We start from the raw sequence: 16,315 nt of genomic DNA, 5'->3' as shown, positions 1-16,315 counted from the left end.
ATTTTCAATTTATTTTATTTGTGACTATTTATACAACTTGCCTCGCCGACAGGCGGGTTCGTGTACAGCTTTTTAGACGTTATTTATTTTGCTTCCAAATGAAGTCTTCGTTTTCAAAAATTTCCTTACCAAAGATAGGCACTTCGGTTTTAATCCAATTCACGATAGCCTCAGTAGCCTCATAAACCTGAGTGCGATGTCCCGCCGAAACAAAGACAAACAAACAAATTTCACCGGCTTTAACCACACCCAAACTGTGATAAATGTGCATACAAACCAAGTCAAATTGAGCAAAAGCTCTTTCACGTATAACCGCCAGAGCTTCATTTGCCATTTCTTCATAAGCTGTATACTCAATCGCTTTTACTACATTTTCTTCTTCATGCACATCGGCGCGAACTTGACCTAAGAAAATATTATGTGCTCCTATGGTATGTTTTCCTTGATGTTTCGCGATGGAATCGGCTATAAATTCAGGAGTTATGGCTCCTTCTATGAAAACTTTTTTACTCATTTTTTTTTTAATTTTACCGCAAATTCGCAAATTATAAACTTTTATATTTTTTTGAATCTGTAGTTATTATTTTTAAATCGAAAGAATATTATTGGCTATAACTTCTTCTAATTTCAAAGCACCACCTGAAACACTTTGAACATTTGGAAATTGATTCTTTTTCAAAATTTCAACGGCGGTTTTACTTCTTATTCCTGATTGGCAATACACCAATATTTTTTTATTTGAATCTAATATTGAAAGATTATTTTCTAATTCTGAAAGCGGGATTTGAATACCGTTTCGAAATCTAACTTTAGGCAATTCTTCTACATTTCGAACATCCAAAAAAAGCACTTGACTATCATTAATTTTTTCCAATGCTAATCGGGCAGAAATCTCTAAAACTGGAGCAGGAATGCTATTATATTTCTTTTCAAAATCTGATTTACTTAATGAATTTTCCGAAGTTCTTACTAAATCAAATTTTTGTTGGTCATTCGTTAGCATATTATAAATCAACAATTCGCCCGAAAGTACATTGCCAATTCCCAGAACCATTTTTAAAACTTCATTAGCCTGAAACATGCCAATAATCCCAACTGAAATTCCCATTACACCGGCATCTACACAGTTTTTACTGTTTGAAGATTCATCCGGAAAAAGACAACGGTAGGTAGGTCCGTTTTGATAATTAAAAACCGAAATCTGACCTTGGAATTTATAAATAGATCCGTAAACAAAAGGCTTGTTGGTTACTTGACAGGCATCATTTATCAAATATTTGGTTTGCAAATTATCGGTCGCATCGACCATAATATCATAATATTCGAATAAAGGAATGGCATTTTTAGCATTCAAAGTATCGGTAATGGCATTAATCTGAATCGAAGGATTCAAAGACAAAGCCATCGCCTTAGCTTCTAATGCTTTGGATTTTCCTATGGCATCACTTTTATAGATTACCTGCCGTTGCAGATTACTGATTTCGATAGCATCATCATCAATAATCCCTATTTCTCCAATTCCGGCTGCTACCAAATACGGTAAAATTGCCGCACCCAAACCACCGGCACCAATAATCAATACCTTAGCTTGGCCTAGTTTTTCCTGGCCTTTTTCACCCACTTCAGGAAGTATAATTTGTCGATTGTATCGCATAATTGCTACCAATTAAGAAATTGTTTTTTTAACCTCCGGCAAAAGGAGGCAACAAAGCAACAACATCATTAGTCATTAACATGTAACTGTTTTTGTCTTGTACCAGTTTTTGATTGACCGCAATACTATAAGAAAGCGAGCCTAAATCGTATTTTTGTTCTAATTCATCTACTAATTCCTGTAAAGATAAATTAGAAAAAGGAATATTCTCTCCTTGAACTTTTGTTTTCTCGGCTACAGCACCAAAATATTTTACACTTAGCATTATTCAGTTACATTTAAATTTTGAAAAATAAATTCGTCATCACTATAAGCCGCTTTAGTAAAAACAGCTAATTCTGAAGTATGATTTACCACCTCTCCAATTACGATAATAGCCGGTGAAGCCAGTTTGTGTTCAGCTACTAATTTACTGATGGTACTTACCGTTCCTATTACTTTTTTCTGTGTGTCTTTCGTTCCGTTTTGAATGATAGCCACCGGCAAATCATCGGTTCTGTTGTTTTGATAAATAGATACAATTTCGTCCAGTTTATTCATTCCCATTAAAATCACCACCGTAGCCGACGACTGCGCTGCCAAACTAACATCAGTCGATAATTTATGTGCCGAAGTTGTTCCTGTAATTACCCAAAAACTTTCTGAAATTCCGCGTTGTGTTAAACTGATTCCGTTAGAAGCCGGAACTCCTAAAGCCGAAGATATTCCCGGAACAATAGCCGTTTCCAGACCATGTTTTTGAGCAAATTCAATTTCTTCACTTCCTCTACCAAAAACAAACGGATCACCTCCTTTTAATCGCACCACATGACCGTGTTTTTGAGCCATAACCACAATCAATTCATTTATCTGATCCTGAGTATAGGCATGACAACCAAAACGCTTACCCACAAAAACTATTTCGGTTCCTGCAGCAGCATATTGTAACAAATCCTCATTCACCAGCGCATCATAAAGCACTACATCCGCATCTCCTAAAGCTTTGATGGCTTTAATGGTAATTAATTCCACATCGCCAGGACCAGCTCCTACAATTGTTAATCTTGGTGTGTTTGCCTCTTTCATAATCTTCAGTATAAATTGGTATTCAGTTCTTGCAATTCGGTTAGCGAATTGACATTTCTAAATTGCTTGCTTTTCTCGCCTGTAACTTCTATTATTTGATGATTCACTTTTGCTAACAAGTGCATCATTTTTAATTCATTTTCTTCTATAGCCTTTTTTAGAACCGGAATTATTTTTTTCGAATAAATTCCTATCAAAGGATGGATTTTATTGGTATCTGAAAAAACAGAAACCTCAAAATCTGTTGTATGTTTGTTAATCAATTCCAATAATATTTCGGTTGAAATCAGCGGAATATCACAACTCAATATCAAATTAGTTTCCGATTGAGAATGAACCAAAGCCGAATAAATTCCGCCAATAGGTCCTTTGTCTATTTCAATATCTTTTATTTTTTGATACGGCAAATAATCATAATTTGCTGTATTTGTCACTAATTGTATTTCATTACTAATAGGCTTAACCGCTTCAATGATATGCTCAATAAATGGATTTCCCTGAAAAAGCACTAATCCTTTCTCCGATTGCATTCGGCTACTTTTGCCTCCACAAAGAATTGATACAGTTACTTTTTTCATTTTTCTTTCAATTAAAAGGCAAAACTACAACTTCCTGATTCGCCTTAACATGAGTAATATCATGTGGTATGACAATTAAACCATTTGCAACCGAAAAAGTATTCAACATTGCCGAACTCTGACTCTCCAAAACCGTTACTTTTTCATCTCCGTAAAGCGCTTTTAAAAACAAGGTCTTTCCAGTTGTATTTTTAAAATCTGTACTTATCTTTTTCTTCATTTCCGGCAAATGTATTGCTTCAAATCCCATCAACTTTTTCAAAGCAGGAAAAGCATATACATAAAAACAAGTCAGTGAAGAAGCGGGATTTCCCGGTAAAGCAAAGACAATTTTATTTTCTTTTGTTCCAAAAAACAAAGGCTTACCCGGTTTTTGATTGATCTTATAAAACAACTCAGTCACTCCGTTTTTCAACAAAGCTTCTTTGACATAATCATAATCCCCTACCGAAATTCCGCCTGAAATCAACAAAACATCAAAATTAGCCAAACAGCTTTCTACTGCTTTAATCGTTTTTTTCAGACTATCTTTAACCTTAAAAACAGTCGTTTTTTTAATCCCGATTGTTTGTAAAGCCGCTTCTATCATTAGCGAATTACTTTCGTAAATTTTTCCTTTTGGCAATTTATTTCCGGCCGGCACTAATTCATTTCCGGTAACTAAAATAGCTACTCTTGGTTTTTCATATCACCTTGATTTTTGTAATTCCCAAACAGGCTAAAAAACCAATAGCCGCAGGAGTAATCACCGTATTGGCATCAAAAACCAATTCGCCTTTTTTAATCTGCTCTCCTTTTTCACGAATATTAGCACAAGCAACAGGCATTTTTTCAATTTGAAGCAAATTGTCCGTTCTTGTTGTATGCTCCTGCATCACCACAGTATCAGTATCATCAGGAACAAAAGCACCTGTAAAAATACGAACCGCTTGATTTTCCTCAATTTTATCATCCAGAAAATCTCCGGCTTGTGATGTATTTACCACTTCAAATTGATTCGATCCATTATGAGTAAAAGCATATCCATCCATCGCCGACTGACGAAAAGGAGGCATATTTATTGGAGAATAAACCGCTTCTGCCAAAACATACCCCAGTGATTTACTCACTTTAATTTTTGCAATTGGCATTTTACAACTATTCTCAGCTATAATATTTAAAGCTTCGGCTACTTGAATCATAAAAATTTCATTTTTTAAAACTAAGTATAAATACTTATGCAAATATAAGTAATTTTGATTAGTGATGTTATAAATTAACGCTTTTAAGGAGCGAAATGTCATAAATAAAATTAACCCTCTATTAATTGCAAAAAAACAAATTTTTAATTGCTTTTTGTTATAAATCTTTAAAGTGAATTTTCACAAAAACAGATTAACTTCAGAATTTCACTTGCTAAACAAGCTAAAAACTACTCATTTGGCAAAACCAAACTGGATGTAATTTGTTCTAAAACCTCAAAAGCGGTTTCCGCCATTTTGTTTCCTTTGGTATCCAAAAGCGGATTGATTTCGCAGAATTCTACACAAATTACTTTTCGAGAAGCAATAATTTGATTAATTATAGCAATTACTTCATAGTGATCAAAACCTTTTGAAACCGGTGTTCCTGTTCCATTTGATACCAAATCACAATCTAAAGAATCAACATCAAATGAAACATATATCATATCACAATGTTCTAATTTCGACAATGCTCTTTCTACACAATTAGCTAAACCTTTATAACGAACCTCCTCAACACGGAAATTTTTAATACCTAATTGTGCAATTTGGAAGTCTTCAGCCTCCTCAGTATCCCGTACTCCAAAATAAATTAAATGTTCAGCCTCTAATTTAGAACCAGGAATTCCAATATTTTTCATTTCCTCCCAATGAAGTTGCGTTTCCGGAATTACTTCATTGATTTGACATTTTAAATTATCAAAACCTAAAGCAGCTCCAAGAGGCATTCCATGAATATTTCCTGAAGGAGAAGTATAAGGCGAATGCAAATCAGCATGAGCATCAATCCACACAACACCTAATGTTTTATGAGGATACATAGCTTTAATTCCGCTAATAGTTCCCAAAGCTGAAGAATGATCTCCTGATAAAACAATAGGTAAAAAATGGGCTTCTAAAGTACGCTTAATTGCATAGGAAACACGAGTACATTGTTCTAAAACAAACTCAATACGTTTCGCAAATGTATTTCGATTCTTATCGTAAATGGTTTCGTTATGCGTCTTAACATCTTCGAAGGTAAATTGATTAAAATATTCACTTCCATGATTGATTGCTGCAACTTCTAATGCATCCACTCCTAAATCAGAACCACGAGTTCCACCACCAATATCCGAGCGATTTTTTATTAATTTAATTACCCGATCCATACCGTTTTATTTAAAATCGTTTAACGCTTTTTCGATAATTGACAAACAGTCTTGTATTTGATTTTCTGTAATCACTAACGGTGGCGCTAAACGAATTTTGTTGCCATGTGTAGGTTTAGCCAGCAAACCATAATCTCTGAATTTCAAACAGATATTCCATGCTAAATCTGATTCTTCATCACAATCAATTACTATTGCATTCAATAAACCTTTTCCTCTTACTAGCTTAATCAATGAATTCTTAGCTGCAATTTCGTTTAGTCCTTTTCTCAAAATCACACCCAATCGTTCAGCATTTTCGGCTAACTTCTCCTCTTTGATAACTTCTAATGCAGCAATTGCTACCGCAGCAGCGACAGGATTACCCCCAAAAGTAGAACCGTGTTGCCCTGGCTTGATTACATTCATTATTGAATTATTAGCCAAAACAGCCGAAACAGGATATACACCTCCTGAAATGGCTTTTCCTAAAATTAAGATATCGGGTTGTACGTTTTCATGTTGTACTGCCAATAATTTTCCAGTACGAGCAATACCTGTTTGAACTTCATCGGCAATAAATAACACATTGTGTTTTTCGCATAATGCTTTGGCTTTCGCCAAATATCCTTCGCTAGGAACATAAACTCCTGCTTCACCTTGAATAGGTTCTACTAAAAAGCCAGCAATATTTTTTGAAGATTCCAATGCTTTTTCCAATGCATCCAGATTATCATATTCTATTTTTATAAATCCTTCCGTAAAAGGCCCAAAACTTTTGCGAGCCGTTTCGTCGTTCGAAAAAGAAATAATAGTTGTAGTTCTTCCATGAAAATTGTTTTCACAAACAATGATTTGTGCTTGATTCTCAGCAATTCCTTTTACTTCATAGGCCCATTTTCTACATAACTTCACAGCAGTTTCGACAGCTTCTGCTCCTGTATTCATTGGTAAAACCTTATCAAAACCAAAATATTGCGTTACAAATTCTTCGTAAACACCTAATTTATCATTATAAAATGCACGAGAAGTTAAGGTTAATTTTTGGGCTTGCTCAAGCATTGCTCCCACAATTTTAGGATGACAGTGTCCTTGATTAACCGCTGAGTAAGCCGATAAAAAATCGTAATATTTTTTTCCATCTACATCCCACACAAATACACCTTCTCCTTTTTCCAAAACTACTGGTAAAGGATGGTAATTATGAGCTCCATAATTATTTTCTTTATTAATTAATTCTTCCGATTTTGGAGAGTGAATTTCCTGTATTTGTTCCATGATTTCTATTTATTTTCTAAGTTACAAAAATACGTATATTTTATTGCCTATCAAAACCTTAATATAAGCCTTAAACAGAAGAAAACGAAGCGATTTATTCTCTCTTTTTTACATAAAAAACAGCTTCATCAGCATAGAATCACTAGGTTTTATCAAATTAATTTTCAGATATTTGTAAAAAATACAATCACAACCAGCAGATATCAATTTATGAGAAAATTTCTTTTTCTACTTGCTTTTAGTGCGTTGGCTTCTTGTCAAGGTACAAAAGAAGTCTCGTCAAAAAAACAATTAGCCCAATTAAATATTCTAATTCTATTACAATTGAAGAATTAAAAAAACACCTTTACATCGTTGCTAGTGATTCTATGGAAGGTAGAGAAACAGGTTCTGTAGGACAAAAAAAAGCGGGAAACTATTTAATTAATCAATATAAAAAAGACAAAATACCGTTTCCAAAAGGAGCTCAAAATTATTATCAAACGGTTCCTGCTGCTTTTTTAAATGCCAGAAGAAATGAGAATCTTCCTGATTCAGAGAATATTTGGGCTTTCATCGAGGGGACTGAAAAACCAGATGAAATCGTTGTGGTATCTGCCCATTACGACCATGTGGGTACTAAAAACAATGCTATTTATAATGGTGCTGATGATGATGGTTCAGGAACTGTAGCTCTTCTTGAAATTGCCCAAGCTTTTCAACTTGCAAAAGCACATGGACAGGGACCTAAACGCTCTATTTTAATATTGCATGTTACAGGTGAAGAACACGGCTTACATGGTTCTCGCTATTATACTGAAAATCCATTATTCCCAATCAAAAACACTGTTGCCAACATCAATATCGATATGATTGGGCGTCGTGATGTAGCACATAAAGATACTAACAACTATATTTATTTAATTGGTGCCGACAGACTTTCAAGTGATTTGGATAAAATTTGTAAGGAAGTAAACGAAAATTACACCCATTTAGACATTGATTATAAATACAATGCGGCCAACGATCCAAACAATTACTATCGTCGTTCGGATCATTATAATTTTGCTGCCTTAGGCATCCCTTCTGTTTTCCTTTTTAACGGAACACATGCCGATTATCACAAACCTACAGACACTGCCGACAAAATTGAGTATGACGCTTTAGCAAAAAGAGCGCAACTAGCATTTAACATCGCATGGGAAATTGCAAATAGAAACGAAAGAATTGTGGTAGATAAAAAATAATAAATGAAATACAAAGCCGTACTATTTGACCTAGACGGGACCCTAGTCAACTCATTAAAAGACATTGCCGATTCTATTAACTTTGTTCTTCAAGAAAGTAATTTACCCACACATAGCTATGAAGTTGTTAATAATTTCATTGGCAGCGGACTGCATGTTTTAGTTACAAAAGCCCTTCCAACTACTCATCAAGATAGCGAAACAATCACAAAAACTTTCGGGGCGATGATGACCATTTACGGGAAAAATTGCACTAACAAAACCATTGCTTATGATGGAGTCATGGAATTATTATACTCACTAAAAGCAAAAAATATCAAACTTGCCATTTTATCGAATAAGGCAGATGAATTAACTAAGAAAATTGGGAACACCTTATTCCCAAACTATTTCGAAATCGTTATGGGATTGAAAAGTGAATCAACGAAAAAACCTAATCCGATTGCAGCTCTTGAAATCAGTGCTGCTTTGGGTTGTAAACCAGAAGAAATACTGTATGTAGGCGATTCTGGAATAGACATGCAAACTGCTAAAAACGCCCGTATGTTTGCTGTGGGAGTTCTTTGGGGTTATCGACCAAAAGAGGAATTAGTAGCAGAAGGAGCGCAAGCCCTTATTGAACATCCGTTAGAATTACTGAAACTTTTATAAATAGCCTGTAATACAAACAACATGAAATACAAATGCATCATTTTTGATTGTGACGGTGTATTGGTAGATAGCGAAGCTATTTCCATAGGTACATTAGTTGAAATGGCAAAATCTCATGGAGCTAGTATTGATCTAGATTACGCACATCAATTATTCTTGGGGAAATCGCTTGAATTTTGTTTTGACTACATTGCTGGTTTGGCTCAAAAAAAATTACCTGAAAATTTTGAGGAAGAATTTCGAAAACGAACTTTTGAGGCTTTTCAAAAAGAATTACAACCTATTAAAGGAATTCATGATTTGTTAGCCAAAATAAACATACCAATTGCCGTTGCATCAAATGGTCCAGCTGATAAAATAAGACTCAACTTAACAACCACCCAACTGATTGATAAATTTGAGGGTAATATATTTAGTGCTTACGACATCAATAGCTGGAAACCCAATCCTGAATTATATTTACATGCCGCAAAAATCATGGGATTTGACGTCAAAGACTGTGTCATTATCGAAGACAGTCCTGCAGGAGTCCAGGCAGCTTTGAGTGGTGGATTTGATGTTTTTGGATTTACTAATCATGCTAATTTTGATGCTTTACAGCAAATGAATATTCCGCTTTTTGACGATATGACACAACTTAACTTACTTTTACACTAACTTATTTCATTAAAAATGACAACACATTTGGCTTTACTTCGCGGCATCAACGTGTCTGGACACAACATGATGAAAATGGATGCATTACAAAAAATGCTTGAAAATATGGGCTTTACTAATGTTAAAACCTATATTCAAACGGGTAATGTTTTTGTCACTAGCGAAGAAGAAAGTCCAGCTGCAGTAGGATTTAAAATCAAACAAGAAATTTTTAAAACCTTTGGCCATGATGTCCCTGTAGTTGTTATTAACAAAGAAGATTTAATTGCTTGTCAAGAAAACAATCCCTTTTTGAAAGAAAACAATGTAGATACTAAAAAACTCTACGTAGCATTTGTTTCAATGGAATTGCATAAAGACAGAATTCACGATCTTAAAATGAGTCAAGTAAAACCAGATGAAGTTCATATAGACAGCAATAAAATATTTATAAAATATGCTGTTTCGGCTGGAAAGACAAGATTAGACCAAAAATATATTGAAAAAAACTAAATCTTACGGCTACAATACGTAACTGGAATACGGTAACACATTTACTAAAAATGTACAATGAAGAAGCATAACCAACTCATCAACTGAGAATTTGATATATTTTATTTCTAAAAAATACAATTATCCTAAAAAGAACAACTCCATTTCTTAAATTCATAAAAAGACTCAAAACTACGTAATTTAAACTATAAAAATTAAGTATTAATACTTGTTTTATTTATTTTTGTTTTATTGATAACTGAGTTCAACTCATCTAAAATATAAAACAAATGAGAGGAATTACTACTGAATGTACAAACTGCATCAACACAAATTGTTTTATTAAAAAGCACATACATCTAGAAAAAATGCAGGATTTTGTTTTAGAAAAAACAAATTATACTTGCAAAAAAGGGCAACAATTCATGATTGAAGGCGCTCCTATGCAAGGTTTGTATTTTATCCATAAAGGAAAGGTAAAGGTTTTAAAAACGGGAATTTACGGCAAAGAACAAATTGTTCGCCTTACTACTGATGGAGATACTTTAGGCTTTAGAGGATTTGGAACCACGAATCGCTATCTAATTGCGGCTTCGGCAATTGAAGATACTGTTTTATGCAATTTTAGTAACAATGTAATGCACGCCATCCTAAAATCAATTCCTGAATTTACTTATGATATGATGTTATTCTATGCCGAAGAACTGAACAAAAGTGAAAACAGAGTGAAAAAAATTGCTCAAATGAATGTTCGCGAAAGAGTAATCGACATCCTTTTGTATTTGCATAAAAAATTCGGACACACTAACAACTTACTCAATATCAACTTATCAAGAAAAGAAATTGCTGATTTTGCTGGTACAACCGATGAACAAGTAACTCGTATACTTTCGAGTCTAAAAAAAGAAGGTGTAATTAAAATCGTTAATAAAAAAATTGGAATCTTACAGCTCAACAAATTGAATGCTGAAATCGCCGAACACAAATAAAAAAATTAAACTAAAGATTTTAAAATCGCTTTACGCTTAATTTTTCCGCTTTCAGTAGTTTCAAATTCAGGGACGAAAAACAAAGCTTTTGGCTTTTCATATTTTTCTAACAAATGAAATATTGTATCGTCAAAATCTTTATTGTTACTTTCTATAACTAAAACTAATTTTTCGCCTAAAACAGCGTCTGGAATACCTCCAACAAAAAAACGAGAAGAAATACTATTGCTCAATTTTTCCTCAATTTTTTCAGGAATCAATTTGACACCGCCACTATTAACCACATTATCAATACGTCCTAAAAGAATAAATTGGTTTTCATTTATCATCTGGACTAAATCGTTAGTAAACAATCGCTCTTCGCTCACCAACGGTGCATCTATAACCAAACATTCATTGTCATCTTGCGAAATACGCACATTGGGTAATATCGAAAATGCTGTTTCTCCCACTCGCTTTGCTGCTATATGTGTTATGGTTTCGGTCATACCATAGGTTTCATAAACCTTAGTTTTTAAACCTACTAATTTTTGCTCTAAACTACTATCCATTTTAGCGCCACCCACAATAAGTTGGTTAACTTTGTGCAAATCATGAAAAGAGTTTTGAACTTGCATAGGCACCATTGCAACAAAATCATATTTTTTATTCAATAAAGTTAATGGAGTCGAACTAGGTGGAACAATATCAATTTCTAAACCTAAAATAAAACTTCTCACCAACATCATCTTACCAGCAATGAACTGAACAGGCAAACAACATAAAGCCGTATCACCTGGTTTTAAACCAAAAAAATCACCCGTAGCTAAGGCTGAATTCACAAGAGCTTGTTTGCTTTTTCGAATAATCTTTGGAACTCCTGTGGTACCCGATGTTTGCAAATCGATATACCAATTATCATCAAACCAATCCAATAAAAATTCCCCCAGCGCTTTTTCATGCTCATCGCCTTCCTTAATAAAGTAATAAGCCGCCACTCTTAATTCCTCACCATTTAAGTGAACTCCGTTGAATTTAAAATAATTATGAATGTTTTTATAGATAACCTTTTTCATAAACTAGAAAATAGTATCGATTGAACCAAATAACTTTTGTTTCCAATTACTCCATTTGTATTTTCTACTAAATATAAGTAAAAGTAAAGGGTAAATCAAGACTACTGGCAGAATAATATCTAAGCCTGCACGAGGTTCTGACATGTCTTTAAATATAGAATAGGTTTGAAAAGCAGACCAATCTGAGGTAACCAACAAAGCTCCTATTAAATTATTAGCGGCATGAAAACCTAGTGCCAACTCCATTCCGTCGTCCATCAATGTGATGATTCCTAAAAACAATCCTGTACCAATATAATAGACAAATATTAGGTTTCCAATCTTATCAACTTCAGGATTTAAATAATGCATAGCTCCAAATATTAGCGAAGTCATCACTAATGGAAACCATTTATTTTTAGCCAAATTACCAAATCCCTGCATCAAATATCCTCTAAAAATATATTCTTCTGAACTGGTCTGAAAAGGGATTAAAACAACAGCAATAAGCACTAAAACAGCAAAAGGAAGCGGTTTAAAATCTACAATGTACAAATCAGGATTTAAAAAATAATACACTAATGTAGAAACAATTGATATGGAGGCCCAAATTCCGAAAGAAAAGCCAATTCTACCCCAGTCAACTTTGTCTCGGGAGGTTGTAACCGAAAGCATCGTTTGTTTATGGAAAAATTTTACAACAAAAACAATCGCAGCAAATGCAAAAACAAAAGAGAGTAATAATAAGAAAAGAGTCAAATTTGATTCTAAAAAATGCATCACTGCTTCTTGTGTCATTGGATAACTTTCGCCTGTTGTCATCGTTTTGGTCATAATAGCGATTATAAGTGGAAGCTGACCTATAAAAGACATTCCAATAATTATTGCTGAACCCAATAGATACTTCCAAAATGGATTGTCTTTTCGAATACTTTGCTCTATAAACATTTTTTTAACGATTTAAATAGTAGTATTAAACTTTCGTAAGTTATTTTTGCTACTTCGAAATTACCTTTTTTATTTCACATTATAAAACCAGAATTCATGATTGAAGTATATCATAATCCACATTGTGGAAAATCAAGAAATTGTTTGGCTTTTTTAGAAAATGCAAATCAAGAATATACAATTATTAAATATCTAGAAGAAACTCCTAGTACTGATGAACTTACATCAGTATTAACAAAGCTAAAATTGAAACCTATAGATCTTATTCGTCAAAAAGAAAAAATCTGGATTGAAAATTACAAAAATCAAGAAATGACAGATGAAGCTATTATTCAAGCAATGGTCAATCATCCTATTTTAATTGAAAGACCTATCATCATCAAAGGAAACGAAGCCATAATTGCTCGCGATATGGATAAAATTGAAGCTTTCTTTAGTTAAACAAATAACTTTTTAACAGCAATTTAACATCCTTGGTTTTAAACCTAATCGGTTTTTTTTATTCAAAGGAAAAACATAAAACAACAAAAATGCAACGACCTTTTAAATTATTTTTAAGCCTTAGTTTATTTTTTATTTGCCTTACTAATTACGCAAAAACAATAGACCCTGTGAATGATCCAGCAAAGGAAAAAGTGAAAATCACTGGAACAGTAATCGAAAAAACAACTAAACAACCGCTGGAATACGCAACAATTACTATTACTGATTCAAAAAATCCAAAAGTGATTTCGGGAGGAATTACGAACGCTAAGGGAGGATTTGCAATTGAAGTTGCACCAGGAATCTACAACATCAAAATTGAATTTATTTCTTTTAAAGCGGTTGAATTCAACAATCGCTCTTTTGAAAAAAATAGCGATTTAGGAACAATCGCTCTTTCTGAAGACGCCGCTGTTTTGAATGAAGTAGTTGTACGTGCCGAAAAATCTACAGTTGAAATAAAATTAGACAAAAAAGTGTACAATGTAGGTCAAGATATGATTGTAAAAGGTGGAACAGTGAGCAATGTGCTTGAAAATGTACCTTCGGTAACAGTTGACGTAGAAGGAAATGTAAGTATACGTGGTAATGAAAATGTCCGTATTTTTATTGACGGACGCCCTTCTAACTCATTAAATATGGCCGAAGCACTACGTCAAATTCCTGCAGATGCTATCGATAAAGTAGAAGTAATTACTAATCCATCCGCTAGATACGATGCCGAAGGTGGTGCTGGTATTTTAAATATTGTTTTGAAAAAAGGAAAAAATTTAGGTTTTAATGGAAGTTTTATCGCTTCAACAGGTATTCCAGAAACCTATGGTTTAAGTGGTGATTTGAATTTTAAAACTAAAAAATTAAACTTCTTCACTTCTACAGGATACAACTATAGAACTAGTGAAGGTGCAGGTTTAACCTATTCTCAATTATTAGATAGTAATAAAAACACCATTGGTTATACTAATGAAGATAAAAATACTGAACGTATAAGAAAAGGAATTTCCAGTAAAACAGGTGTAGAATGGACCGTAGCTCCTAATACTTTTTGGACAAATTCTATAAGTTACAGAGATGATCGAGGTAGTAATAATGATTTAGTTAACTATAATTTTTTTGATGGAAGTTATAATTTCATCTCTAAACGTTACCGTTTAAGCGAAGGAGATGATAATGGAAACGACACCGAGTTTGCTTCTAACTTCTTAAAAAACTTCAATGATAATGGGCACAAATTAACCGTTGATTTTTCATACGCTACGAATAATGACACTGAAAATGCTCTAATTACCGATGAAACCTTAAACAGTAACACCCCAGCAACGTATGACTCTACCTTTAACAAACAAAAACAAAACATGATTCAAGTTCAAACTGATTATGTTTTACCTTTTGAAAATGGTAGCCAATTTGAAATGGGATATAAAGGGAATTTTAATAACCTAGACAACATTTATAGTGTTACCACTGATGATCAAGGAAATCCAATAAATAGTTTCCTATCGAATACTTTAGAATACAATGAGCGTATCAATGCTTTGTACACACAATATGGATTTAAATTAAAGAAAATCTCTTATCTATTTGGCTTACGTTGGGAAGATACTAAAATTGACGTAAACCTTTTAGATACCCAAAATTTCAATACCAAAAAGTACAATAACTTTTTCCCAAGCGCATTCATCAACTATGAAATTTCAGATGAAAGCAGTGTTTCTTTAAGTTACAGTAAACGATTATCAAGACCTAGAGGACGTTTCTTAAATCCAGCCACCAACTATTCGAGTAATATTAACCTGTTTAGAGGTAATCCTGATTTAGATCCTTCATTTACAGATAAATTTGATTTAGGATATTTAAAAAAATGGGAAAAAGTAACATTTAGTACTTCGATGTTTTTTGAAAACACAAAAGATGTTTTCTCTTTTGTAAGAACAGAAACAGGAGATTATGTGGGTAATAATCCTGTAGTTTTAAGTAGTCCTATCAATCTTGCTAAGGAACAACAATTTGGATTTGAATTTACACTAAATTACAATCCTACCAAAACATGGAAATTAAATAGTAGTTTCAATTTATCAAATTCTAAAACTACTGGAAGTTATACCTATACCAATGTTAACAACGAAGTAAAAACACAAGAACTTAATAATGAGGCTTTCTCTTGGTTCTCTAGAGTAAGTTCTAGATTAACATTACCATATAAAATTGATTGGCAAATTAATGGAATGTATTTTGGACCAAGAAAAACAGCTCAAGGTAAGAGTTTAGGAAACTACGTTATCAATACGGCATTTAGTAAAGATATTTTGAAAGATAAAGGAACAATTGCTTTTAATGTGAGTGATCTTTTCAATTCCAGAAAAATGAAAAATGATGTAAACTTACCAAGTGTTATTTCATATAGTGAATACCAATGGAGAAGAAGACAATTCAATCTATCTTTTACTTACCGTTTGAACATGAAAAAAACGGATAAACCTAAGCAACAAAGAAATAACAATGACGGCGGTGGTGACGGCGGTGAATTCCCAGGATAATATTTAAGAATACCCAAATAAAAAAAGCCAAATTCCAAATGTAAATATTGGAATTTGGATTTTTTATTGGAATTTAATTTTTGAACATAAAAAAAGGATTCGTAAAACGAATCCTTTTTTATTAAATCTCCATTATAGAGATTCTTGATTTTTTGCTTTCTTTTCTTTGAATCTTTCCCAAGCAGCACCACCTACCCAATAAGATACGAAGCTCACTAGGAAAAACATTAACCAAAATCCCATAGTAAGGATGGTTAAGAAAAGTAAAAAGCCTAAATACTGTGAAAATTCAAACATGTTTTCCGGAATTTTGAATGTAGCCACAAATGTAGCAGTTAATTTTTTTCTTAGCAATAAAATCAGCTGTCAATTTTCATAAAAATACATTTAT

At 33.2% G+C, this 16,315-nt stretch carries 17 protein-coding genes and 2 pseudogenes; 7 read left to right on the top strand and 12 right to left on the bottom strand.

Features of this window, described 5'->3' with window-relative positions:
- Positions 1–79: 79 nt before the first annotated feature.
- The 9 genes from P5P90_RS01035 to rocD form a co-directional block, all read right to left on the bottom strand.
- Positions 80–514, bottom strand: a complete 435-nt coding sequence (locus tag P5P90_RS01035; RefSeq protein ID WP_278035403.1) for a molybdenum cofactor biosynthesis protein MoaE — start codon at positions 512–514, stop codon at positions 80–82.
- 72 nt (positions 515–586) lie between these two features.
- Positions 587–1,654 carry a HesA/MoeB/ThiF family protein gene (locus P5P90_RS01030; protein WP_278035402.1) on the bottom strand — a complete coding sequence of 356 codons (1,068 nt, stop codon included), beginning with the start codon at positions 1,652–1,654 and terminating at the stop codon, positions 587–589.
- A gap of 28 nt (positions 1,655–1,682) precedes the next feature.
- Positions 1,683–1,919, bottom strand: a complete 237-nt coding sequence (locus tag P5P90_RS01025) for a MoaD/ThiS family protein (protein ID WP_278035401.1) — start codon at positions 1,917–1,919, stop codon at positions 1,683–1,685.
- A complete protein-coding gene (gene cobA / locus P5P90_RS01020) occupies positions 1,919–2,719 on the bottom strand; it encodes a uroporphyrinogen-III C-methyltransferase (protein WP_278035400.1) in 801 nt (266 codons plus the stop codon). The genes P5P90_RS01025 and cobA overlap by 1 nt, the downstream gene beginning before the upstream one ends.
- Positions 2,720–2,724: 5 nt before the next feature.
- Positions 2,725–3,297: a molybdenum cofactor guanylyltransferase gene (locus P5P90_RS01015; protein WP_278035399.1), complete on the bottom strand. Its 573-nt coding sequence runs from the start codon at positions 3,295–3,297 to the stop codon at positions 2,725–2,727.
- Between the two features lie 7 nt (positions 3,298–3,304).
- Entirely contained in the window at positions 3,305–3,922 is a 618-nt protein-coding gene (locus P5P90_RS01010; protein WP_278035398.1) for a molybdopterin molybdotransferase MoeA, read from the bottom strand.
- A 58-nt stretch (positions 3,923–3,980) separates the two neighbouring features.
- Positions 3,981–4,478 (bottom strand): molybdopterin-binding domain-containing protein, encoded by a 498-nt coding sequence (locus tag P5P90_RS01005; RefSeq protein ID WP_278035397.1) that lies wholly within the window; start codon positions 4,476–4,478, stop codon positions 3,981–3,983.
- Positions 4,479–4,708: 230 nt separating this feature from the next.
- Positions 4,709–5,671 carry an arginase gene (locus tag P5P90_RS01000; RefSeq protein WP_278035396.1) on the bottom strand — a complete coding sequence of 321 codons (963 nt, stop codon included), beginning with the start codon at positions 5,669–5,671 and terminating at the stop codon, positions 4,709–4,711.
- Positions 5,672–5,677: 6 nt separating this feature from the next.
- Positions 5,678–6,928, bottom strand: a complete 1,251-nt coding sequence (gene rocD / locus P5P90_RS00995; protein WP_278035395.1) for an ornithine--oxo-acid transaminase — start codon at positions 6,926–6,928, stop codon at positions 5,678–5,680.
- Between the two features lie 210 nt (positions 6,929–7,138).
- Here rocD and P5P90_RS00990 point away from each other — a divergent pair.
- The 5 genes and pseudogenes from P5P90_RS00990 to P5P90_RS00970 all read left to right on the top strand — a co-directional run bounded on the left by P5P90_RS00990 (position 7,139) and on the right by P5P90_RS00970 (position 10,922).
- Positions 7,139–8,154 (top strand): annotated as a pseudogene (locus P5P90_RS00990) (M28 family peptidase).
- A 3-nt stretch (positions 8,155–8,157) separates the two neighbouring features.
- Positions 8,158–8,805, top strand: coding sequence for an HAD family hydrolase (locus P5P90_RS00985; protein ID WP_278035394.1), 648 nt, complete (start codon positions 8,158–8,160; stop codon positions 8,803–8,805).
- A gap of 21 nt (positions 8,806–8,826) precedes the next feature.
- The gene (locus P5P90_RS00980) at positions 8,827–9,462 is read left to right on the top strand and encodes an HAD family hydrolase (protein WP_278035393.1); all 636 of its coding nucleotides are present in this window, start codon (positions 8,827–8,829) and stop codon (positions 9,460–9,462) included.
- Between the two features lie 15 nt (positions 9,463–9,477).
- Positions 9,478–10,025, top strand: a pseudogene (locus P5P90_RS00975) (DUF1697 domain-containing protein).
- Between the two features lie 198 nt (positions 10,026–10,223).
- Positions 10,224–10,922 (top strand): Crp/Fnr family transcriptional regulator, encoded by a 699-nt coding sequence (locus P5P90_RS00970; protein ID WP_278035392.1) that lies wholly within the window; start codon positions 10,224–10,226, stop codon positions 10,920–10,922.
- Positions 10,923–10,927: 5 nt separating this feature from the next.
- On the opposite strand, the gene P5P90_RS00965 is transcribed toward P5P90_RS00970, so the two are convergent.
- Positions 10,928–11,977: an AMP-binding protein gene (locus tag P5P90_RS00965; protein ID WP_278035391.1), complete on the bottom strand. Its 1,050-nt coding sequence runs from the start codon at positions 11,975–11,977 to the stop codon at positions 10,928–10,930.
- Positions 11,978–11,980: 3 nt separating this feature from the next.
- The gene (locus tag P5P90_RS00960; protein WP_278035390.1) at positions 11,981–12,904 is read right to left on the bottom strand and encodes a CPBP family intramembrane glutamic endopeptidase; all 924 of its coding nucleotides are present in this window, start codon (positions 12,902–12,904) and stop codon (positions 11,981–11,983) included.
- 96 nt (positions 12,905–13,000) lie between these two features.
- On the opposite strand from P5P90_RS00960, the gene arsC reads away from it, so the two are divergent.
- Together arsC and P5P90_RS00950 are read left to right on the top strand one after the other, a co-directional pair.
- Positions 13,001–13,345: an arsenate reductase (glutaredoxin) gene (gene arsC / locus P5P90_RS00955; RefSeq protein WP_278035389.1), complete on the top strand. Its 345-nt coding sequence runs from the start codon at positions 13,001–13,003 to the stop codon at positions 13,343–13,345.
- 170 nt (positions 13,346–13,515) lie between these two features.
- Positions 13,516–15,924 carry a TonB-dependent receptor gene (locus P5P90_RS00950; protein WP_340696421.1) on the top strand — a complete coding sequence of 803 codons (2,409 nt, stop codon included), beginning with the start codon at positions 13,516–13,518 and terminating at the stop codon, positions 15,922–15,924.
- A 132-nt stretch (positions 15,925–16,056) separates the two neighbouring features.
- Here P5P90_RS00950 and P5P90_RS00945 read toward each other — a convergent pair whose 3' ends face one another.
- Positions 16,057–16,221, bottom strand: coding sequence for a hypothetical protein (locus tag P5P90_RS00945; protein WP_278035387.1), 165 nt, complete (start codon positions 16,219–16,221; stop codon positions 16,057–16,059).
- Positions 16,222–16,315 lie beyond the last annotated feature (94 nt).

It is taken from the genome of Flavobacterium nitratireducens (assembly GCF_029625335.1).
Lineage (GTDB): Bacteria > Bacteroidota > Bacteroidia > Flavobacteriales > Flavobacteriaceae > Flavobacterium > Flavobacterium nitratireducens.
Note: the sequence above shows the minus strand (reverse complement) of the source record. Positions and strands in the feature narration are given on the sequence as shown.

Coding starts and splice junctions, on each gene's coding strand:
- P5P90_RS01035 (WP_278035403.1), bottom strand. CDS start 514: ATGAGTAAAAAAGTTTTCATAGAAGGAGCCATAACTCCTGAATTTATA.
- P5P90_RS01030 (WP_278035402.1), bottom strand. CDS start 1,654: ATGCGATACAATCGACAAATTATACTTCCTGAAGTGGGTGAAAAAGGC.
- P5P90_RS01025 (WP_278035401.1), bottom strand. CDS start 1,919: ATGCTAAGTGTAAAATATTTTGGTGCTGTAGCCGAGAAAACAAAAGTT.
- cobA (WP_278035400.1), bottom strand. CDS start 2,719: ATGAAAGAGGCAAACACACCAAGATTAACAATTGTAGGAGCTGGTCCT.
- P5P90_RS01015 (WP_278035399.1), bottom strand. CDS start 3,297: ATGAAAAAAGTAACTGTATCAATTCTTTGTGGAGGCAAAAGTAGCCGA.
- P5P90_RS01005 (WP_278035397.1), bottom strand. CDS start 4,478: ATGATTCAAGTAGCCGAAGCTTTAAATATTATAGCTGAGAATAGTTGT.
- P5P90_RS01000 (WP_278035396.1), bottom strand. CDS start 5,671: ATGGATCGGGTAATTAAATTAATAAAAAATCGCTCGGATATTGGTGGT.
- rocD (WP_278035395.1), bottom strand. CDS start 6,928: ATGGAACAAATACAGGAAATTCACTCTCCAAAATCGGAAGAATTAATT.
- P5P90_RS00985 (WP_278035394.1), top strand. CDS start 8,158: ATGAAATACAAAGCCGTACTATTTGACCTAGACGGGACCCTAGTCAAC.
- P5P90_RS00980 (WP_278035393.1), top strand. CDS start 8,827: ATGAAATACAAATGCATCATTTTTGATTGTGACGGTGTATTGGTAGAT.
- P5P90_RS00970 (WP_278035392.1), top strand. CDS start 10,224: ATGAGAGGAATTACTACTGAATGTACAAACTGCATCAACACAAATTGT.
- P5P90_RS00965 (WP_278035391.1), bottom strand. CDS start 11,977: ATGAAAAAGGTTATCTATAAAAACATTCATAATTATTTTAAATTCAAC.
- P5P90_RS00960 (WP_278035390.1), bottom strand. CDS start 12,904: ATGTTTATAGAGCAAAGTATTCGAAAAGACAATCCATTTTGGAAGTAT.
- arsC (WP_278035389.1), top strand. CDS start 13,001: ATGATTGAAGTATATCATAATCCACATTGTGGAAAATCAAGAAATTGT.
- P5P90_RS00945 (WP_278035387.1), bottom strand. CDS start 16,221: ATGTTTGAATTTTCACAGTATTTAGGCTTTTTACTTTTCTTAACCATC.